At 62.0% G+C, this 19,853-nt stretch carries 16 protein-coding genes; all 16 read left to right on the top strand.

Annotation, left to right across the window (positions count from 1 at the left end):
* The first annotated feature begins 44 nt into the window (after positions 1-44).
* The 16 genes from AC1DWQ_RS03675 to AC1DWQ_RS03600 all read left to right on the top strand — a co-directional run bounded on the left by AC1DWQ_RS03675 (position 45) and on the right by AC1DWQ_RS03600 (position 19,850).
* The gene (locus AC1DWQ_RS03675) at positions 45-1,121 is read left to right on the top strand and encodes a CobW family GTP-binding protein (protein ID WP_477668410.1); all 1,077 of its coding nucleotides are present in this window, start codon (positions 45-47) and stop codon (positions 1,119-1,121) included.
* Positions 1,122-1,462: 341 nt separating this feature from the next.
* The gene (dksA, locus tag AC1DWQ_RS03670; RefSeq protein WP_477668409.1) at positions 1,463-2,512 is read left to right on the top strand and encodes an RNA polymerase-binding protein DksA; all 1,050 of its coding nucleotides are present in this window, start codon (positions 1,463-1,465) and stop codon (positions 2,510-2,512) included.
* Between the two features lie 39 nt (positions 2,513-2,551).
* A complete protein-coding gene (locus AC1DWQ_RS03665; protein ID WP_477668408.1) occupies positions 2,552-4,399 on the top strand; it encodes an STAS domain-containing protein in 1,848 nt (615 codons plus the stop codon).
* A gap of 491 nt (positions 4,400-4,890) precedes the next feature.
* On the top strand, positions 4,891-5,319 hold the full coding sequence (gene mraZ, locus AC1DWQ_RS03660) for a division/cell wall cluster transcriptional repressor MraZ (RefSeq protein ID WP_477668921.1): 429 nt from the start codon (positions 4,891-4,893) through the stop codon (positions 5,317-5,319).
* Positions 5,320-5,328: 9 nt separating this feature from the next.
* Positions 5,329-6,246 carry a 16S rRNA (cytosine(1402)-N(4))-methyltransferase RsmH gene (gene rsmH, locus AC1DWQ_RS03655; protein WP_477668407.1) on the top strand — a complete coding sequence of 306 codons (918 nt, stop codon included), beginning with the start codon at positions 5,329-5,331 and terminating at the stop codon, positions 6,244-6,246.
* Between the two features lie 160 nt (positions 6,247-6,406).
* Positions 6,407-6,715, top strand: coding sequence for a cell division protein FtsL (gene ftsL / locus AC1DWQ_RS03650; RefSeq protein WP_477668920.1), 309 nt, complete (start codon positions 6,407-6,409; stop codon positions 6,713-6,715).
* The gene (locus tag AC1DWQ_RS03645) at positions 6,712-8,445 is read left to right on the top strand and encodes a peptidoglycan D,D-transpeptidase FtsI family protein (protein ID WP_477668406.1); all 1,734 of its coding nucleotides are present in this window, start codon (positions 6,712-6,714) and stop codon (positions 8,443-8,445) included. The genes ftsL and AC1DWQ_RS03645 overlap by 4 nt, the downstream gene beginning before the upstream one ends.
* Before the next feature lie 2 nt (positions 8,446-8,447).
* Positions 8,448-9,935, top strand: coding sequence for a UDP-N-acetylmuramoyl-L-alanyl-D-glutamate--2,6-diaminopimelate ligase (locus AC1DWQ_RS03640; RefSeq protein WP_477668405.1), 1,488 nt, complete (start codon positions 8,448-8,450; stop codon positions 9,933-9,935).
* A complete protein-coding gene (locus tag AC1DWQ_RS03635; protein ID WP_477668404.1) occupies positions 9,932-11,341 on the top strand; it encodes a UDP-N-acetylmuramoyl-tripeptide--D-alanyl-D-alanine ligase in 1,410 nt (469 codons plus the stop codon). Before AC1DWQ_RS03640 ends, AC1DWQ_RS03635 begins: the two co-directional genes overlap by 4 nt.
* Positions 11,331-12,509 (top strand): phospho-N-acetylmuramoyl-pentapeptide-transferase, encoded by a 1,179-nt coding sequence (mraY, locus tag AC1DWQ_RS03630; RefSeq protein ID WP_457281102.1) that lies wholly within the window; start codon positions 11,331-11,333, stop codon positions 12,507-12,509. The genes AC1DWQ_RS03635 and mraY overlap by 11 nt, the downstream gene beginning before the upstream one ends.
* 5 nt (positions 12,510-12,514) lie before the next feature.
* Positions 12,515-14,314, top strand: a complete 1,800-nt coding sequence (gene murD / locus AC1DWQ_RS03625) for a UDP-N-acetylmuramoyl-L-alanine--D-glutamate ligase (RefSeq protein ID WP_477668403.1) — start codon at positions 12,515-12,517, stop codon at positions 14,312-14,314.
* A complete protein-coding gene (gene ftsW / locus AC1DWQ_RS03620; RefSeq protein ID WP_477668402.1) occupies positions 14,311-15,567 on the top strand; it encodes a putative lipid II flippase FtsW in 1,257 nt (418 codons plus the stop codon). The genes murD and ftsW overlap by 4 nt, the downstream gene beginning before the upstream one ends.
* Positions 15,564-16,646, top strand: coding sequence for an undecaprenyldiphospho-muramoylpentapeptide beta-N-acetylglucosaminyltransferase (gene murG, locus AC1DWQ_RS03615; protein WP_477668401.1), 1,083 nt, complete (start codon positions 15,564-15,566; stop codon positions 16,644-16,646). Before ftsW ends, murG begins: the two co-directional genes overlap by 4 nt.
* Positions 16,643-18,076 (top strand): UDP-N-acetylmuramate--L-alanine ligase, encoded by a 1,434-nt coding sequence (gene murC, locus AC1DWQ_RS03610; protein ID WP_477668400.1) that lies wholly within the window; start codon positions 16,643-16,645, stop codon positions 18,074-18,076. The genes murG and murC overlap by 4 nt, the downstream gene beginning before the upstream one ends.
* Positions 18,073-19,050 carry a D-alanine--D-alanine ligase gene (locus AC1DWQ_RS03605; RefSeq protein WP_477668399.1) on the top strand — a complete coding sequence of 326 codons (978 nt, stop codon included), beginning with the start codon at positions 18,073-18,075 and terminating at the stop codon, positions 19,048-19,050. Before murC ends, AC1DWQ_RS03605 begins: the two co-directional genes overlap by 4 nt.
* Entirely contained in the window at positions 19,047-19,850 is an 804-nt protein-coding gene (locus tag AC1DWQ_RS03600) for a cell division protein FtsQ/DivIB (RefSeq protein ID WP_477668398.1), read from the top strand. The genes AC1DWQ_RS03605 and AC1DWQ_RS03600 overlap by 4 nt, the downstream gene beginning before the upstream one ends.
* Positions 19,851-19,853 lie beyond the last annotated feature (3 nt).

The raw sequence follows: 19,853 nt of genomic DNA, 5'->3' as shown, positions 1-19,853 counted from the left end.
CGCCCTTCGCGCTACCCCTGCAATTCCTGTTTTTAGGTAACACCATGAGCTTGATTCCCGTCACCATCCTCACCGGCTTCCTGGGCTCCGGCAAAACCACGTTGCTCAAGCGCGTGCTGACCGAGGCGCACGGCCAGAAAATCGCTGTTATCGAGAACGAGTTTGGTGAAGAAAACATCGACAACGAAATCCTGGTCAATGACACCGAAGAAAACATCATCCAGATGAACAACGGCTGCATCTGCTGCTCGATCCGCGAAGACCTGCGCGAAACACTGCAGTTGCTGGCCGCCAAAAAGCGCAAGGGCCTGCTGGACTTTGAGCGCGTGGTCATTGAAACCACCGGGCTGGCCGACCCGGGGCCGGTGGCGCAGACGTTTTTCATGGACGAAGAAATTGCCGAGCAGTACCTGCTCGATTCGATCCTGACCCTGGTCGACGCCAAACATGCCGCGACCCAGCTCAACGACCGCCAGGAGGCGCGCCGCCAGGTCGGGTTTGCCGACCAGATATTCATCAGCAAAACGGACCTGGTGGCCAAGGACGAAGTTGACGCGCTGATGCACCGCCTGAAGCACATGAACCCGCGTGCGCCCCAGAAGGCGGTGCATTTCGGTGAAGTCGCCATCAAGGATGTGTTCGACCTGCGCGGATTCAACCTCAATGCCAAGCTGGACATCGACCCCGATTTCCTCAAGGAAGACGACCATGCCGGGCATGACCGCGATCATGACCATGCGCACGGGGAGCACTGCGATCACCCTTCACATGCGCACGACGCCAAGGACGGGCATGAGGGCCATGGCCACCATCACCACCACGACGATGACGTCAAGAGCTTTGTGTTCCGGTCGGACAAGGCTTTCAGCCCCGCCAAGCTGGAGGATTTCCTGGGCGCGGTCGTCAACATTTACGGCCCGCGCATGCTGCGCTACAAGGGCGTGTTGAATATGGAAGGCACCGACCGCAAGGTGATTTTCCAGGGGGTGCACCAGCTCATGGGCAGCGACCTTGGACCCGCCTGGGCCGAGGGTGAGAAGAAAAACAGCAAGATGGTCTTTATCGGCATCGATTTGCCCAAAGATATTTTTCTGCAGGGCCTGGAGCAATGCCTGGTTTGAGGTAGGCTGTCCGCCTGTGGCCTGTAAAAGGCGGAGGGCTTCATGTTTGTCTCGATTCTCCAACGATTTGTTCCAAGGGTGCTACGGCAGGCTGCGCAGCCGCTACAATCGCGCGCCGACCAAAATACCCGGAAAATCAATTCGGGAGGCCAGCCAGGCACAAAATCGGCTACAAAGCGGATTGAAACCCACCCAGGTGAGGTTTTCGAGGCTGGCAGGCGGCAGACAAACCAGGAAATCTGGCAACAGGTAGGGTTGAACTGCGTTGCAGCGGTTTGGCCAGGAAGCCGCCGCGGGGGGCCATGGGCCATTCCGGGGCTGCTTCCCAGAGGAGACACATTGTGAAAGCCCAAGCAAAAAAGACCAAGACACCTGCCAAACCGGCCGTCAAGCCTGCATCGAAAGCCAAGCCGGCGCCAAAGCCCGCCGCCAAAGCTGTAAAGAAAGCGGTCAAACCTGTTGCCAAAGCCAAGCCGGCACCCAAACCCGTTGCCAAAAAAGCCGCCAAGCCGGCTGTCAAGGCTGCTTCCACGAAAAAGCCTGCCACCGCAGCTGTCAAGAAAACCGCTGCCAAGCCCTTGCCCAAAGCAAAGGCCGTCGCCAAACCCGTCAAGCCCGTGCTCAAATCTCCCCCAAAACCTGCGGCAAAGCCTGTTGCAAAATCAGCTGCCAAGCCCGTTGCAAAACCGGCCGTAAAACCTGCAAGCAGCACCAAGCCGGTCCCCGCCGCCGTGGTGGTACCCGCCCCGGCACCGGTCAGGGCCGGGCTGATGGCCCCGCCTCCACTGAAACCCGGCAGGCGCAGCTCCGCCCGTGTAGCCACCCAGTCACCCCCTCCCGCACCCATGGTGCCAACCCATGCGCCTGACGCAGCCAAAGCCAGTTACTCCACAATGACCGAACGCGTGATCGCGCCGCCACCCCAGGCGGCGGCCAAAAAAGACCCCAAGCTCGCCAACAACTGGAAGACCAAATCCGCCGAGCAGCTGACCGACGACGAAGTCAAGGCGATGCCGGACTCCGAGTACATGAACGAAAAGCAGCTGGCTTTCTTTCGCCACAAGCTGTCGGTGCTCAAGCAGGACATCCACAACAGCGCCGGCGAAACCACCGAGCATCTGCGGGAAGACACCGTTGTGGTGCCCGACCCGGCGGACCGCGCTACGATTGAAGAAGAACATGCCCTTGAATTGCGCACCCGTGACCGGGAACGCAAGCTGCTCAAGAAGATCGAACAGTCGATTGCCCGCATCGACTCCGGCGACTACGGTTATTGCGATGAAACCGGCGAACCCATCGGCGTAGGCCGGCTGATCGCCCGCCCCACGGCCAATTTGTCCCTGGAAGCGCAGCAACGCCGGGAACTCAAACAGAAGATGTTCGGCGATTGACCCCAGATTACCGGTTGAAGTTTATTTAATCGTCCTGCCATGTCCAAAGAAGATACCGCTTCAGGCTTGCTCTCCAAGATGGTGAAGTTCGTCCGGAATCCGGCCACGAACTGGTCCGATCTGGACGGCGCGCAAACAGACCGCGACGAAGCCATGAGCAAGCAATTGCTCAAGGAAATGATTGAGCGCAAGCGGCAAAACGACTTCGTGCGCAAGCGCGAATTCGACATGCTGCGCAAGATGCGCAAGCGTGAAGCCATGGTAGGTGTGGGCCAGGACCCAGGCGGCCGGCCTTCGTTCTTCCAGAGCAGCATGCCGTCCAAGCCCGACGACAGGGCCACCACGCTCAAGAAGATCGACGAGATCGAAGCGCAGATGTCCATGCAGTGGTGGAAAACCAAGAATGGCGGCATGCCGGACAACTCGGTGCACGCGCCCTTGCATAGCCCATCGACGCAGGCGCTCCCCATGCTGGACAATGCCTTGCCCACTGCATACAGGGCCACGGCGCCGGCAGGTTTGCAGCAGCTGAACGCAGCCAGGTTGGCCGCCGAGCAGCAGGCGGCCCGGGAAGCCGCTCACGAGCCCTCCCAGACCCAGCCCGATTCCCTGTCTGTTGCGCTGGCTGCAGCCCGGTCTACGCCGCCTCCCCAGCCTCCTGCCAAACCTCCCGCCATTGGCGGCCTGGCGGGTATCGGCGGCAGTTACGACAGCGGCGGCGGTTCATCCGGTTTTTCTCCTTCCAAGCTCACTGCGGTGGACGTGGAGGAAGTGGTTGCCCATGACGCAGAGCTGGAGGAGGCCGCTATCCGGTTTGCCAATGGCGACGATGCAGGTGCCGAAGCCGGCCTGCTGGAGATTCTTGCCCCCGGTGCCGTACGCGCGGGCCACCCGGATACCTGGCTGACCTTGTTTGACCTGTACCGGGCCACGGCCCAACAGGACAAGTTTGAAACGGCAGCCATCCAGTTTGTCGAGCGGTTTGACCGTTCGGCACCGCAGTGGTTCTCCATGCCTGACATGGTGAAAATGCTCAGCGTGCCGGCGGCGGGCAAGGCTGCCACCAATGCCAATGGTCCCGCTGTTGATTGGGTCTGTCCCTCTGTGCTGGGTATACAGACCGTGGCAGCCCTCAAGGCTGCCACCGCCAAGGCGCCCATGCCATGGCGCCTGAACTGGAACAATCTCAAAACCATCGATCCTGATGCTGTCGAGCCTTTGTACAAGGTCTTCAGCGGGTGGGCGACTCAGCCCGTTCAGCTGCGTTTCATGGGTGATACCCAGTTGCAGAAGGTACTGCAGAACGCCACCCCTTCGGGCAGCCGCGACACCGCCCAGCAATGGTGGCTTTTGCGTATGGAGGCGCTGCGTGTAACGCATCGGCCCGACGACTTCGAATTGGCCGCACTCGACTTCTGCGTTACCTACGAGGTCTCCCCGCCAGCCTGGGACAGTGCACGTTGCGAATACAAGCCGATCGATGCGCAGGGCGATGTCACGAGTGGGCAGGCCATCATTGGCGACGTGTACCGTGATTCCGTGTCCTCCAGTCTCAGCGCTATTGATGGAGACACCCAGATGGATGCACCGAGTTCGCAGATGAGCAATGTGCTGTCGGTCGAACTGTCGGGCCAGATCCAGGGTGATGCGATAGCAGTGCTGGACAAGCTGGAAGTCAAGCTGATGGGTGCGGACATGATGCTGATCTCCTGTGCCAAGCTCATTCGCGTGGATTTTTCGGCTGCGGGAACGCTGCTGAACTGGGTCTCAGCCCGCGAAGAGGAAAACCGCTCAGTGCAATTCACGGAAGTCAACCGCCTCGTTGCAGCGTTCTTCAATGTGATCGGCATCACTGAGCACGCAAGGGTCACAGTCCGCATCGACTAACCTTTGCGGCCTTTCTACTGGCCGATTTGGGTAGTGTTGTCATGCCATTCGCCGTCTAGTCGGGATTGGCCCGCCAGGTCTTCCGGCGCCCTGTGCTTTCTGCACCTTCCCCCTCAAAAAAGCACGCCATTCCTGCGACTGCGCTCATCTTGTTGTGCGGCGGCCGTTATCTGCTATATTTTTCATAGCTATGCCATGCTTGCACTGTCCAAAAACAGGTCGCTGAGCGTTTGAATGGATGGAAATAGTCCCTCTTTTTTCCATTTTGGCGGGCGCCCAGTTGCTGGCGCTTAAAGCAATACTTTCATTGCATCGGCTAAGTGCTTAATTTAGAACACTTTTTAATATAAGCCCTGGATCCGAAGATACTCCTAAGTCCTTGATTTCATTGAAAAAATTTGTTTCAAATCCCTTGTTTGCAAATGGTTTCCTGCTAAAGTGGGGAAAAGTGCAATTTAGTGGTGAAAAGTGTTTTTCAAGGGTTTGTAGCAGTGTTTCAAGGCGCTTCATCGTTAGTTCTCGATACCAAGGGTAGGCTCTCCGTGCCTACCAGGCATCGTGACGTGCTGAGTGCCACCGCTTCCGGCCAACTCACCATCACCAAACATCCGCACGGTTGTCTCATGATTTTTCCCCGCAACGAATGGGAAAAATTCCGTGACCGCATTGCTTCGTTGCCGATGCAGGCGCAGTGGTGGAAGCGCATCTTCCTTGGCAACGCAATGGACGTCGACATGGACGCCACCGGCCGTGTGCTGGTGTCGCCCGAATTGCGCGCGGCTGCCGGCATCAGCAAAGACACGGTGCTGCTGGGCATGGGTGGTTATTTTGAGCTTTGGGACGCCGCCACCTACGCAGCCCAGGAGGCCGAGCAAATGAAGGGCGAGATGCCCGATGTCTTCAAAGACTTCTCGTTCTGAAAGAAGACGGTGAACGGCACATGGACACACCGCACCGTCTTGTTGAACGAAGCCATAGCGGCGCTTCTTGTCAACCCGGACGGCCACTACGTCGACGCGACCTTCGGGCGCGGCGGGCATTCGCGGTTGTTGCTGTCGCAGCTCTCACCCCAAGGACGGCTTACCGCCTTCGACAAGGATCTCGACGCCATTGCCGACGCGCACACCATCACCGACTCGCGATTTTCCATCCGTCACGAGGGCTTCATGCATTTGGGTCAGTTGCCCGTCGCCAGTGCGGCCGGCGTGCTGATGGATCTGGGTGTGAGTTCACCCCAGATCGACAACCCGGTGCGCGGTTTTTCTTTTCGGCAAGAGGGGCCTTTGGACATGCGCATGGACACCACGCGTGGCCAGAGCGTGGCCGAGTGGCTGGTGGATGCATCCATAGAAACCATGGCGGAGGTGATTCGTGAATATGGCGAAGAACGGTTTGCTCAACAGATTGCAAAGGCGATTGATCGTCGCCGACAGGAACGGGGCCCTCTTCGAACCACCGCTGAGCTGGCCGAAGTCGTGGCTGGCGCGGTCAAAACCCGCGAGCCGGGCAAGGACCCTGCAACGCGCACATTTCAGGCTCTTCGGATTTTCATCAACGCCGAGCTTGAAGAGCTGCAACAGGCGCTAGCTGCGTCGCTGAAAGTTCTCCAACCGGGAGGCCGTCTGGTGGTGATCAGTTTTCATTCGCTCGAAGACCGCATCGTCAAGCAGTTCATCGCCGCACATTCGCGCGAGGTTTTCGACCGTCGCGCGCCTTTCGCCGAACCCAAGGCCATGCAGCTCAAGGCGCTTGGCCGCACCAAGCCCAGCGCAGAAGAGGTCGAAGGCAATCCGCGCTCGCGCAGCGCCGTGATGCGCGTCGCCGAACGCACGGGGGTGGCGGCATGAACCCCGTAGTACGCGAAGCGACAAACGTGAGGGGCCTACAAAGGGCGACAGGCATTTCATGCCAGCCGGGGCCGCGGAACCGGCTTTGCCGGGCCGCAGGCGCAGCGGCCCCTTCGAGGGGCAGCGCAGTACGCGAAGCGACAAGCGTGGGGGCTATCTCATGGCCAGGCTGAACCTCGTGTTGCTTCTCGCCGTGTTGACCAGCGCGCTTTACCTCGTGCGCACCCAGTACGAGTCGCGACGTCTCTATGTCGAGCTGGAAAAAGCGACGGCCGAAGCCCGCAAAATCGAAATGGACAACGAGCGTTTGCAGGTGGAAAAGCGCGCCCAGGCGACGCCGCTGAAGGTCGAGAAGCTTGCGAAGGACAAGCTGCAGATGCGCACGGTGACACCTGCCATCACGCAATATGTGAGCTACAAGGACGCTCCGGTAACGGCGGCTTCGGCACCGGAAGGGCCCAGGCCATGAGTCGCAGCGTGCTTTATTCGTCCAGCCCCCTGCTGGCCAGCAAGACTCCCGTCTGGCGCAGCAAATTCATCGTGGCTGGTATCGCGTTGGCTTTTGCCGGGCTAGCGGGCCGTGCGGCCTATATCCAGATTTTTGGCAATGAATTTTTCCAGCGCCAGGGTGAGGTGCGCTTTGCCCGCACACTGGAGTTGCCCGCCAACCGCGGCCGCATCCTGGACCGCAATGGGCTGATCCTCGCATCCAGCGTACCGGCATCCAGCATCTGGGCCATTCCCGAAGACGTCGAAGCCAGCAAGTCGCAACTGGCCGAGCTGGCCGTGCTGCTGGAAATGCCGTTGGTCGAGCTCAACAGGAAGCTGGGCGAAGAGGACAAGACCTTTGTCTGGCTCAAGCGTCAGGTCGACGAGCCGGTGGCAAAAAAAATCCATGCCATGGGCATCAAGGGCATCTACCAGCGCAAGGAATACAAGCGTCAATATCCCGAGGGCGAAACCGTGGCCCACGTGGTGGGCTTCACCAACGTTGAGGATCGCGGCCAGGAGGGCATTGAGCTGGCCTTCAACAAGGACCTGGCCGGCAAGGCCGGTTCGCGCCGCGTGATCAAGGACCGCCTGGGCCGTGTCGTCGAGGATGTCGGCGAACAGATGCCGCCCGTCGAAGGCAAGGACATCCAGCTGAGCATAGACAGCAAGGTGCAGTTCTTCGCCTACCAGAAGCTGCGCGACGCGGTCATTGCGCGCAAAGCCCGGGCCGGCAGCGTCGTGGTGCTGGACTCCACCACCGGCGAGGTACTGGCACTGGCGAACTATCCCAGCTACGTGCCCGACAGGCGGAAAAATCTGACCGGCGAGCAGTTGCGCAATCGGGCCCTCACGGATACCTTCGAGCCGGGTTCCACGATGAAGCCGATCACGGTGGCCATGGCGCTGGAGGCCGGTCGCATCAAGCCGCAAACCGTCATCGAAACCGGACCCGGCCGTTACAGCATCGGCGGCTTCACCATCAGTGACACCCACAACTACGGCACGCTGACAGTGGAAGGCGTCATCCAGAAATCCAGCAACGTCGGCGCGCTGAAGATCGCACAAAAGATGAGTCCGCAGGAAATGTGGGAGACCTACATGGCTCTGGGTTATGGGCAAAAGCCGCAGATCCAGTTCCCAGGCGCGGTCACCGGACGTGTGCGACCCTGGAAGACCTGGCGCCCTGTCGAGCAGGCGACCATGGCCTATGGTTACGGGCTGTCGGCTTCGCTGTTCCAGATGGCGCACTCCTACACTGCGTTCGCACATGACGGCCAGATCATTCCCGTCACCATGCTCAGGAGCAGTGAGCCCGCGGTAGGCGTACAGGTCTTTTCCGCAGCGAACGCGCACGCCGTCCGCCGGATGCTGCAAATGGCCGCCGCACCCGGGGGTACTGGTCCGTTGGCGCAAACGGTGGGTTATTCGGTAGGCGGCAAATCGGGAACGGCGCACAAGCAGGTTGGAAAAGGTTATGCCACCAACAAGTACCGGGCCTGGTTCACCGGCATGGCCCCCATTGAAGCGCCCCGCATCGTCGTCGGTGTGATGATCGACGAGCCCAGCGATGGCAACTACTTCGGCGGCGTGGCCGCCGCGCCTGTGTTCAGTGAGGTGGTGCAGCAGACCCTGCGCATGATGGGCGTGCAGCCCGACATGAGCGTCAAGCCGCAAATCACCACGCAGGCCGTGGAGGAGTCGTTTTGAGCATGCAACTCCACACCCCTGAACAAGCCGCCGGCTGGTTGCGCGAACGCGTGAGCGGCAGCCTGTGCACGGACAGCCGCAGACTGACCCCGGGCGACGGCTTTATCGCATGGCCCGGCACCGCGACCGATGGGCGCAAGTTCGTGGGCAGCGCGTTGAATGCGGGCGCCACTGCCTGTCTGGTCGAACAGGAAGGCGCGGCCGCCTTCGGTTTCCAGGACGAAAAGATCGCCGAATACGCCGGTCTCAAGGCTGCGACCGGGCCTATCGCCGCCGTCTACTTCGACCAACCGAGCCGGCAGTTGCGGGTTTCCGCTGTGACCGGCACCAACGGCAAGACCTCCACCGCCTGGTGGCTGGCGCAGGCTCTGGGCCGGCTGGGTCACAAATGCGGCGTCATTGGCACGCTGGGCATAGGTGAGCCTGGTGCCATGGTTTCCAACGGCCTGACGACGCCCGACCCGGTGCTGCTGCAACAGGAACTTCGGCGCTTCGCCGACCAGGGCTTTGTCGCCTGTGCGCTGGAGGCCTCCTCCATCGGCGTGGTCGAACACCGCCTGGACGCGACCGTCATTGAGGTCGCAATTTTTACCAATTTCACGCAGGACCACCTCGACTACCACACTTCCATGCAAGCCTACTGGGAGGCCAAGGCCGCGCTGTTCGGCTGGCCGGGCCTGAAGGCGGCGGTCATCAATATCGACGATGCCAAGGGTGCAGAACTGAAGGAGTCGCTCGCGGGGAGCGGCCTGGACCTCTGGACGGTGTCCTGTGCGGAGCCGGCGCGTTTGCAGGCGCGCAAGCTCGAGCACGGCACTGATGCCTTGAGCTTTGAGGTGACGGAGGGTGCCGAAAGCCATACGCTGGCTGCCCGACTGGTGGGCCAGTACAACGTGTCCAACCTGCTCGGTGTACTCGCGGCCCTGCGCGCCATGGGTGTGCCGCTGGCCGATGCGGTCAAGGCCTGTGCCGGCCTGCTACCCGTGCCCGGCCGCACCGAGACGTTGGCCATGCCCGGTCGGCCGCTGGTGGTGATCGATTACGCCCACACGCCCGACGCACTTGAAAAGGTATTGCTCGCGCTGCGACCGGCAGCGGCACACCGCAATGGTCAGCTCTGGTGCGTGTTCGGTTGCGGTGGGGACCGCGACACCACCAAGCGACCGCTAATGGCAGCCGTAGCCGAAAAAAATGCCGACCAGGTGGTGGTGACCAGCGACAATCCGCGCAGCGAAAATCCGCTGGCCATCATCTGCCAGGTGCTGCTGGGCCTGAGCCATCGCGATGCCGTGCATGTGCAGGCCGACCGCGCAGCTGCCATCACGCACGCCCTTAGCCTCGCCGGCTCCGACGACGTGGTGCTGCTGGCCGGCAAGGGCCACGAAAGTTTTCAGGAAGTGGGCGGTGTAAAGCTCCCTTTCTCCGACCGCGAGCATGCGCAGGCGGCGCTCGATGCCTTGGCTTCGCCCAAGCAGGAGGGCCGGCCATGATGCGCCTGCAGCAAGCCCTGGGCTGGTTACCCGCCGCTCGCCTCGTGGGTGACGGCGGCGTGCAGGCTTTGCGGGTCAACACCGACACGCGCAGCCTGCAGGAAGGCGACCTCTTTGTGGCGCTCAAGGGCGAGCGGTTCGACGCCCACGATTTCCTCGCACAAGCCAAAGCGCAGGGCGCAGTCGCGGCCATTGCCCATCATGGCCTGGCACAAGCCGGCCTGCCGGGACTGGAGGTGTCCGACACGCGCCTGGCGCTGGGTCAATTGGCCGCCGGTTGGCGCTCGCAGTTCCGCCTCCCGCTGGTGGCGGTGACGGGCAGCAACGGGAAAACCACCGTCACGCAAATGATCGCGACCATCTTGCGCGCCTGGAAGGCCGATAAGGCCTTCGCGACCGAAGGCAATCTCAATAATGACATCGGCGTGCCGCTCACGCTGCTGCGACTGTCGGCCGCGCATGAAGTGGGTGTGGTCGAACTCGGCATGAACCACCCCGGCGAGATCGCCTACCTGGCCGAACTCACCAAGCCCACCGTCGCGTTGGTCAATAACGCACAGCGTGAGCATCTCGAATTCATGGCCACGGTGGAAGCGGTGGCGCGCGAAAACGGCTCGGTGTTCGCGTCGCTGGATGCGGGCGGCACGGCGGTCTTTCCGGCCGACGACGACTACACCTCGCTGTGGCGTGAACTGGTCGGCACGCGCAAGGCACTGACCTTCGCGCTCTCGGGCGCCGCCGACATCACAGGCACCGCGCAATGGGAGGGCGGCTGCTGGAAGGTGGTGGCTACGACCCCGGCGGGCAACACCGATTTCTCTCTGCACATCGCCGGCCGGCACAACGTCAAGAACGCCTTGGCTGCCGCGGCCTGCGCGCTGGCGGCGGGCGTTCCCCTGGCATCCATCTCCGTGGGCCTCACGGCTTTTGTGCCGGTCAAGGGCCGTTCCCGTGCCATCGCCGTCGCCCTGCCAGGCCGGGTGTTGACGCTGGTCGACGACAGCTACAACGCCAATCCCGACTCCATGCGCGCCGCGCTGGAGGTCCTCGCCGAACTGCCCGGCCCGCGCCTGATGGTGATGGGTGACATGGGCGAGGTCGGCAACCAGGGGCCGCAGTTCCACGATGAAGCCGGGCGCCATGCGCGCGCGCTGGGCATTGAAAAATTGTTCACATTGGGCGAGCAGTCAAAGCAGGCCGCGGCCGGTTTTGGCGGTGCGCAGATTTTTGGCGGCATGGACGAACTCGCCGCCGCCGTGCTGGCCGAGCTGCCCCACACCGGCAGCATGCTGGTCAAGGGTTCGCGCTTCATGAAGATGGAACGTGTGGTCCAGGCCATCACGGCCAATGCGCAAGATCAAACACAACATCAACAACATCAGAAGGAAGAGCCCCATGCTGCTTAGTCTGGCCCAGTGGCTCCAGTCAATCTCCCCCGAATTCGGGTCTTTCAGGGTGTTCCAGTACCTGACGTTCCGTGCAGTCATGGCCGCGCTCACAGCACTGCTGATCGGTCTGCTGGCTGGCCCCTTTGTGATCCGGCGGCTGATCTCGCTGAAGATCGGGCAGCCGATCCGGGAATACGCAATGCAGACCCATTTGAGCAAGAGTGGCACGCCCACCATGGGCGGTGTGCTGATTCTGCTGTCCATCGGAATTTCCACATTGCTGTGGTTCGATTTGTCCAACCGTTTCGTCTGGATCGTCCTCATCGTCACGTTGGGCTTTGGCGCCATAGGCTGGGCAGACGACTGGCGCAAGGTCGTACTCAAGGACCCGGAAGGCATGCGTTCACGCGAGAAATATCTGTGGCAATCCATCATCGGCCTCATTGCGGCGCTGTACCTGGTGTTCAGCATCTCCGAGAGCTCCAACATGCGCGTGCTCGAACTGTTCTTCAGCTGGGTGCAGTCGGGCTTTGACGTGAACCTGCCGCCCAAAGCTGGCCTGCTGGTGCCCTTTGTCAAGGAAATCAGCTACCCGCTGGGCGTGTTCGGCTTCGTGATCCTGACTTACCTCGTGATCGTGGGCTCCAGCAATGCCGTCAATCTGACTGACGGGCTGGACGGCCTTGCCATCATGCCGGTCGTCATGGTGGGCTCGGCGCTCGGTGTGTTTGCCTACGTCACCGGCAGCTCGGTCTACTCCAAATACCTGTTCTTCCCGCACATCCCCGGCTCGGGTGAGCTGCTGATTTTCTGCTCGGCCATGGCCGGCGCCGGCCTGGCCTTTCTGTGGTTCAACACGCACCCGGCTCAGGTCTTCATGGGCGACGTGGGCGCGCTGGCGCTGGGCGCCGCGCTGGGCACCATCGCGGTCATCGTGCGCCAGGAAATCGTGCTGGCCATCATGGGCGGCATCTTCGTTGTCGAGGCGCTCTCCGTGATGATGCAGGTGACCTGGTTCAAGTACACGAAGAAGCGCTACGGTGAAGGCCGCCGCATCCTCAAGATGGCGCCGCTGCACCATCACTTCGAGAAAAGCGGCTGGAAAGAAACCCAAGTGGTTGTCCGTTTCTGGATCATCACCATGCTGTTGTGCCTCATCGGTCTTTCCACCTTGAAGCTCAGGTAACAGGCATGCGGCATTTGCAAGACCAAACCGTGTTGATTCTGGGCCTGGGCGCGTCCGGCCTCGCCATGGCGCGCTGGTGCGTGCGCCATGGCGCTTCGGTCACGGTCGCCGATACGCGCGAGGCGCCTTCCTTGCTCGCAACGTTGCGACAGGAATTGCCGGGCGTCACGTTCATCGGCGGTGCTTTTACGCCAGCGCTGGTGCAAGGTACTGCCGTGCGTGCTGTCTACCGTTCGCCGGGGCTGGCGCCTGCAGTGATCGCCCCTGTGGTGGAGGCTGCGCGCGAGATCGGTTTGCCGGTTGGGGGTGAGCTTGATCTGTTCTCCCTGGCTCTTGCCGATCTCCGCGATGTCCCTGCCGCAGAGGCGGTGGAAGACGAGCCTGAAACTGAGGCACCTCCCGCACTCCCGGAGCCGGTGCCTGAGTCGCTGTCATCCGAATCATCAGATGGAACGGACGTGCCCGATGCGATGGCTGTAGCTGATTCGCTCGCGGGCGAAACCTCTGTGCCAGCCGGTGCCTCCGACGACACAGAGGTTCTGCCAGATGCGGCAGACAGCACACCAGAGGGCGGGTCAGTCGCCCTTGAAGAAGCGAGCGAAAGGGTTGCAACCCCTGAATTACTGGGTCTTGTGCCGCCGGAAAAGCCCACCGGCTACCGGCCCGAAGTGTTGGCCATCACGGGAACCAACGGCAAAACCACGGTGACCTCGCTGTTGGGCCAACTGGTGCAGCGCGCCGGGAAAACGGTGGCCGTGGCAGGCAACATCGGCCCGACGCTGCTCGACACGCTGTCGGCCCATATGGATGCGCAAACCCTGCCGCAAGTCTGGGTGCTGGAGCTGTCCAGTTTCCAGCTCGCCGATGTGCACGGCTTTGAGCCAACGGCCGCCGTGGTGCTCAACATCACGCAGGACCATCTGGACTGGCACGGCGACATGGACGCCTACGTCGCGGCGAAAGCCAGGGTCTTCGGTGCCAGCACCTTCATGCTGCTCAATCGCGATGACGCTCGCGTGATGGCCATGCTGCCGCCGCCCGTCAAGGTGCGCCTGAAGCCGCCCCAGGTGCGCCCCCATGCGACCTTCGGCGCCGGCGAGCCGCAGCGCCCCGGCGACTACGGCATCGAAACCGTCAATGGCATGACCTGGTTGGTGCGCGCGGCCGAGGCCGACGAAACCATCAAGCGCCGCAAGGACGAAGAGGTAGAGCTGCACGTGCAGCGCCTGATGCCTATCGAAGCCCTTCGCATACGCGGGCGGCATAACGCCACCAACGCCCTGGCCGCGCTGGGCCTGGCTGTGGCTGCGGGCTGCAACCTCGCCCCCATGCTGCACGGCCTGCGCGAATACCGCGGTGAGCCCCATCGCGTGGAGTCGGTGGCTGTCGTTAATGACGTTGAATACTTCGACGACAGCAAGGGCACCAACGTGGGCGCCACCGTGGCGGCTCTGACAGGGTTGGGACTGGAGCGCAAGCTGGTGCTCATTCTGGGCGGCGAAGGCAAGGGGCAGGACTTCTCACCGTTGGCCGACCCGGTGCAACGCCACGTCCGGGCCGTGGTGCTGATAGGGCGCGATGCGCCTCTCATCAAGGAGGTCTTGCCCCGCAATATTCCAGTGTTCGACGCCGCATCCATGGAGGAAGCGGTCACCCTGGCCGCGCAGCAGGCACAGACCGGTGAAGCCGTCCTGATGTCGCCGGCCTGTGCAAGCTTCGACATGTTCGACAACTACGAGCACCGGGCCAAGGTCTTTTGCGACGCCGTGCAGGCGCTGGCGCAAGAACAGGGGCATGTGCTGTGACGGCTGTCGTGCGCTTTTTCGGCTGGTTCTCCGGTGTCGGCAAGGCCGCGTCGGAAGTCCTTCCCGTGCGGCTTGGCGGACACAGCCGGCCACAGACGCTGGCCGCACCTCCTGTTCGCATGGCCGGTTTTGACCAGGCGCTGCTGTGGGTCACCGTGGCCTTGCTGATGTGGGGCCTTGTGATGGTGTATTCAGCTTCCGTGGCCATGCCCGACAACCCCAAATTCGCGCGCTATGCGCATACCCATTTCCTGCTGCGCCATGTGTTGTCGCTGGTGGTCGCTCTCATCGTCGCCGTCCTGGCATTCCAGGTGCCGCTGGCCACATGGGAAAAACTGGCGCCCTGGCTGTTTGTCCTCTCCCTGTTGCTGCTGATACTGGTCCTGGTGCCGTTTATCGGAAAAGGCGTGAACGGCGCCCGCCGCTGGATTTCGCTGGGCATCATGAACTTTCAGCCTTCAGAGCTCGCGAAATTCGCGGTGCTTCTCTATGCGGCCGATTACATGGTCCGCAAGATGGAAGTGAAAGAGCGCTTCTTCCGCGCGGTGATGCCCATGGCTGTGGCCATAGCAATTGTCGGATTGCTATTGCTGGCCGAACCCGACATGGGCGCGTTCATGGTGATCTCGGTCATTGCGATGGGTATTCTCTTCCTGGGCGGTGTCAATGCCCGCATGTTCTTTGTCATCGCGGCTGTGGTGGTGGTTGCCTTCAGCCTGATGGTGATGCTCAGCGAATGGCGGCGTGAGCGTATCTTTGCCTACCTCGACCCGTGGAGCGATAAATACTCCATGGGCAAGGGCTACCAGCTCTCCCACTCCCTGATTGCCTTCGGCCGCGGCGAGATTTTCGGTGTGGGTCTGGGCGGCAGCATTGAGAAGCTGCATTGGCTGCCCGAAGCGCACACCGACTTCCTGATGGCCGTGATTGGCGAAGAGTTTGGCCTGTTGGGTGTGCTGGCTGTGATCGGCATGTTCATGTGGATGACCCGCCGCATCATGCACATCGGTCGCCAGTCGATTGCCCTGGACCGCCTGTTTGCCGGTCTGGTGGCGCAAGGCGTTGGCATCTGGATAGGTTTCCAGACCTTCATCAACATTGGCGTGAACCTCGGTGCGCTGCCGACCAAGGGCCTCACGCTGCCGTTGATGAGTTACGGTGGTTCGGCGATTCTGATGAACCTGATTTCTTTGGCCGTGGTGCTGAGGATTGACTATGAGAATCGCCTGCTCATGAGAGGAGGCCGCGCATGAGCAAGCAACACTGTGCTTTGGTGATGGCCGGAGGAACGGGCGGGCACATTTTCCCGGGCCTGGCCGTGGCTGAGGCCCTGCGGGAGCGCGGCTGGCGGGTGCACTGGCTGGGCGGGCGTGGCAGCGCAGTTCGCCCCAGCATGGAAAGCCAGCTGGTGCCGCCCCGCGGCTTCCCTTTCGAATCGATTGATTTTTCCGGTGTGCGGGGCAAAGGGCCGGTCACGCTGGCATTCCTGCCCCTGCGCCTGCTCAAGGCGTTTTGGCAAAGCATCCAGGTGGTACGCCGCGTCAAGCCCGATGTGGTGGTCGGCCTGGGCGGCTACATCAGTTTTCCGGCCGGGATGATGAGTGTGCTGTTGGGTAAGCCCCTGGTTCTGCACGAGCAGAATTCGGTGGCGGGTATGGTCAACAAGGTGCTGGCGAGTGTGGCTGACCGCGTCTTCACCGCATTTCCGGGTGTGTTGCCCAAAGCCGAATGGGTGGGCAACCCACTGCGGCCAGCATTTACCCGGCAGCCCGACCCGCAAGAGCGTTTTGCCGGACGCAGCGGTCCCCTGAAACTGCTGGTGATCGGCGGGAGCCTGGGCGCCCGGGGGTTGAACGAGCTGGTACCCAAAGCCCTCGCACTGATCCCTGAAGCAGAACGACCACAGGTCCTCCACCAAAGCGGCGCGCTGCAGATTGAAGAATTGCGCGCCAACTATGCGGCGGCTGGCGTATCGGCCGAGCTCACGCCTTTCATTGAAGACACCGCGAAGGCCTTCGCCGATGCCGACCTGATCATTTGCCGCGCTGGCGCCAGTACGGTCACGGAAATCGCTGCGGTGGGCGCTGCGGCAGTGTTCGTGCCTTTTCCCGCTGCGGTCGACGACCACCAGACAGTCAACGCGAAGTTCCTGGTCGACCAGGGAGGCGGATGGCTGATCCAGCAGCGCGACCTCAGCGCCGGAATGCTGGCAGAAATGCTACAAAAAACAGAGCGGCTTGCGCTTGTCCAGAAAGCCTTACAGGCCAAAACCATGCAAAAAACTGAAGCCACGGCCCGTGTGGTGGCCGCTTGTGAGGAGCTGGCGACATGAAACACGCCATCAAAAACATTCACTTCATCGGTCTGGGCGGCGCCGGCATGTCTGGCATTGCAGAGGTGCTGCACAACCTGGGATACGTCATTTCGGGGTCTGACCTGTCAGACAGCCCAACGCTGCGACGCCTGGGCAAGCTCGGCATCAAGACCTTCGTCGGCCACACCGCCGGCAACCTTGAGATGGTTGACGCCGTGGTGACATCCACCGCCGTACAGGCCGACAACCCCGAGGTGCTGGCGGCGCGTGAAAAACGCATTCCCGTGGTGCCGCGCGCGCTGATGCTGGCCGAACTGATGCGCCTGAAGCAGGGCATCGCGATTGCCGGGACGCACGGCAAAACCACCACCACCAGCCTGGTCGCCAGCGTGCTGGCCGAGGGCGGCCTGGACCCGACCTTTGTGATCGGCGGGCGCCTCAACAGCGCCGGTGCCAACGCCAAGCTCGGCTCGGGCGACTACATCGTGGTCGAAGCTGACGAATCGGATGCTTCGTTCCTGAACCTGCTGCCCGTAATGGCTGTCGTCACCAACATCGACGCTGACCACATGGAGACTTACGGTCACGATTTCGGCAACCTCAAGAAAGCTTTTGTCGACTTCCTGCACCGCATGCCTTTTTACGGAACGGCGATCTTGTGCACCGACGACCCGGCTGTGCGCGACATCCTGCCGCAGGTTTCCTGCCCCATTACCAGCTATGGTTTCGGCGAAGATGCGCAGGTGCGCGCCGTCAATGTGCGGCCGGTGGGCGCACAAATGCATTTCACGGCACAGCGCCGCAATGGCGTGACCTTGCCCGACATGGACGTGGTGCTCAACCTGGCCGGCGAGCACAACGTGCTCAATGCCCTGTCGGCTATTGCCATTGCCGTTGAGCTCAACGTGCCCGACGCGGCAGTACAGAAAGCGCTGGCTGAATTCCGGGGCGTCGGGCGGCGCTTCCAGAGTTACGGGGACATGCCGGCCAAGGGCGGCGGACATTTCACCGTGATCGAAGACTATGGCCATCACCCGGTGGAAATGGCCGCGACGCTGGCTGCCGCGCGCGGCGCCTTCCCCGGCCGGCGGCTGGTGCTGGCTTTCCAGCCGCACCGCTACACCCGCACGCGTGACTGTTTTGAAGATTTCGTCAAGGTCATCGGCAACGCCGATGCGGTGCTGCTGTCCGAGGTGTATGCCGCCGGTGAAGCGCCCATCGTGGCCGCAGACGGACGCTCGCTGGCGCGGGCTTTACGCGTGGCCGGCAAGGTAGAACCTGTCTTTGTGGATGAGATCGATGCCATGCCGCAGGCCATCCTCGACAACACGCTGGATGGCGACGTCGTGATGTGCATGGGGGCCGGATCCATCGGCATGGTGCCCGCAAGGGTTGCAGAAATGCTGGAGCCGGCAGGGCATGGCGGTACCAGGGAGGTCCGGGCATGAAAGCAGGCGCGTTGAATTTTGGAAAAGTCGCCGTCCTGATGGGCGGGCTGTCGGCCGAGCGCGAGGTTTCGCTGATGTCAGGTAACGGGGTACTGAAAGCGCTTCGCTCGCGCGGCGTGGATGCCCTCGCCTTTGATCCTGCCGAGCGCGACCTGAGCGAGCTGAAGAAGGACGGGTTCGAGCGTTGCTTCATCGCATTGCATGGACGCTTTGGGGAAGATGGCACGGTGCAAGGTGCGCTCGAATTGCTGGGCATTCCCTACACCGGCTCCGGCGTCATGGCTTCCAGCATGGCCATCGACAAGGTCATGACCAAGCGCGTGATGATCTCCGAAGGATTGCCAACCCCTCAATACCGTCTGCTGCGCCGTGGCACTTACGGCGCTGCAGACATCGCTGCCTTGCCGGATGCGCTCGGCCTGCCGTTGATCGTCAAGCCGGCACGCGAAGGTTCGTCGATCGGGCTGACCAAGGTGACGGAACGCTCCGCCATGGCCAGCGCTGTGGCACAGGCCGAAAAACTCGATGCCGATGTCCTGTGCGAGCAATTCATCAGCGGTGACGAGGTGACCTGCCCGGTGCTGGGTACCGGTGCGGGGGCACGCGCACTGCCGGTCATCCGCATCGTGGCGCCCGACGGCAACTACGACTACCAGAACAAATACTTCACCGACAGCACCCAGTACCTGGTTCCCTGCGGGCTGCCCGAGGGCGAAGAGGCTGTCATCCAGCAGCTTGTGCTGGACACCTTTCGCATTCTCAATTGCCGTGGCTGGGCCCGCGCCGACGTGATGATAGACAGGGCCACGCGCAAGCCCTACCTGCTGGAGATCAACACGTCGCCGGGCATGACCGGGCATTCGCTGGTGCCCATGTCCGCCCGAGCAGCCGGAATCTCGTATGAAGACCTTTGCATCGAAGTGCTGAAGACTGCTTCGCTCGACCACCAAAAACACGGAGGATCCGCCACTTGAGCAGAACCCTGCCACTGCCGCCTTCCTTGCCGCTGGACGTCAAGCTCATGAATACCTTCTCGGTGGTTCTGGGCCTGGCGTTTGCCGCCATGGTTGCGTCACTGGCTGTGGCGTGGCTCATGCGCCAGTCCCTGTTCAGCCTGAACGCAATCCGTGTGGAGGGCGACCTTGCGCACAACAACGCCGTCACGCTGCGGGCCAATGTGGCGCCCAGGTTGTCCGGCAATTTTTTCACGGTGAACCTGGGTGCCACGCGCGCGGTGTTCGAGTCCGTTCCCTGGGTGCGCAGGGCGCTGGTGCAGCGCGAATTTCCGAACCGGTTGAAGGTGGTGCTGCAGGAACACAAACCGGTGGCGTTCTGGGGGGCCGAGGGCGACGCCCGGCTCGTCAACAGCTTCGGTGAGGTGTTTGAGGCCAACCAGGGCGACGTCGAGGCGGAAGACCTGCCGGTGCTCAATGGGCCGCCGGGTCAGGCGGCGCAGGTACTGCAGGCCTACCAGGCGTTGGCGCCGATGTTCGACGAAACAGATGCCACGCTGGAGCAATTGCAGATGACCGGCCAGGGTGGCTGGCGTGCCCAATTGGACAGCGGCGCCGTGATCGAACTGGGGCACGGGTCGCTGGACGAAATACAGGCACGTACCCGCCGCTTTATTGCCACGGTGACGCAGGTGTCATCCCGGTACGGGCGGGACCTGGAATCCGCCGACCTGCGTTACGGCAATGGTTATGCGATCAGGCTCAGGGGTGTCACCACGGGAAGCCCCGCTGACAAAGACGACGGAAAGAAAAAAAGGTAAATA

Source organism: Polaromonas sp. P2_G11 (genome assembly GCF_056403595.1).
The sequence above is the reverse complement of the archived record's forward strand: the minus strand, read 5'-3'. Positions and strand labels throughout refer to the sequence as shown.

What these genes read in the sequence shown, in the direction of transcription:
- AC1DWQ_RS03675 (WP_477668410.1), top strand. Translation starts at nt 45, where the DNA reads ATGAGCTTGATTCCCGTCACCATCCTCACCGGCTTCCTGGGCTCCGGC.
- AC1DWQ_RS03665 (WP_477668408.1), top strand. Translation starts at nt 2,552, where the DNA reads ATGTCCAAAGAAGATACCGCTTCAGGCTTGCTCTCCAAGATGGTGAAG.
- ftsL (WP_477668920.1), top strand. Translation starts at nt 6,407, where the DNA reads ATGGCCAGGCTGAACCTCGTGTTGCTTCTCGCCGTGTTGACCAGCGCG.
- AC1DWQ_RS03645 (WP_477668406.1), top strand. Translation starts at nt 6,712, where the DNA reads ATGAGTCGCAGCGTGCTTTATTCGTCCAGCCCCCTGCTGGCCAGCAAG.
- AC1DWQ_RS03640 (WP_477668405.1), top strand. Translation starts at nt 8,448, where the DNA reads ATGCAACTCCACACCCCTGAACAAGCCGCCGGCTGGTTGCGCGAACGC.
- AC1DWQ_RS03635 (WP_477668404.1), top strand. Translation starts at nt 9,932, where the DNA reads ATGATGCGCCTGCAGCAAGCCCTGGGCTGGTTACCCGCCGCTCGCCTC.
- mraY (WP_457281102.1), top strand. Translation starts at nt 11,331, where the DNA reads ATGCTGCTTAGTCTGGCCCAGTGGCTCCAGTCAATCTCCCCCGAATTC.
- murD (WP_477668403.1), top strand. Translation starts at nt 12,515, where the DNA reads ATGCGGCATTTGCAAGACCAAACCGTGTTGATTCTGGGCCTGGGCGCG.
- murG (WP_477668401.1), top strand. Translation starts at nt 15,564, where the DNA reads ATGAGCAAGCAACACTGTGCTTTGGTGATGGCCGGAGGAACGGGCGGG.
- murC (WP_477668400.1), top strand. Translation starts at nt 16,643, where the DNA reads ATGAAACACGCCATCAAAAACATTCACTTCATCGGTCTGGGCGGCGCC.
- AC1DWQ_RS03605 (WP_477668399.1), top strand. Translation starts at nt 18,073, where the DNA reads ATGAAAGCAGGCGCGTTGAATTTTGGAAAAGTCGCCGTCCTGATGGGC.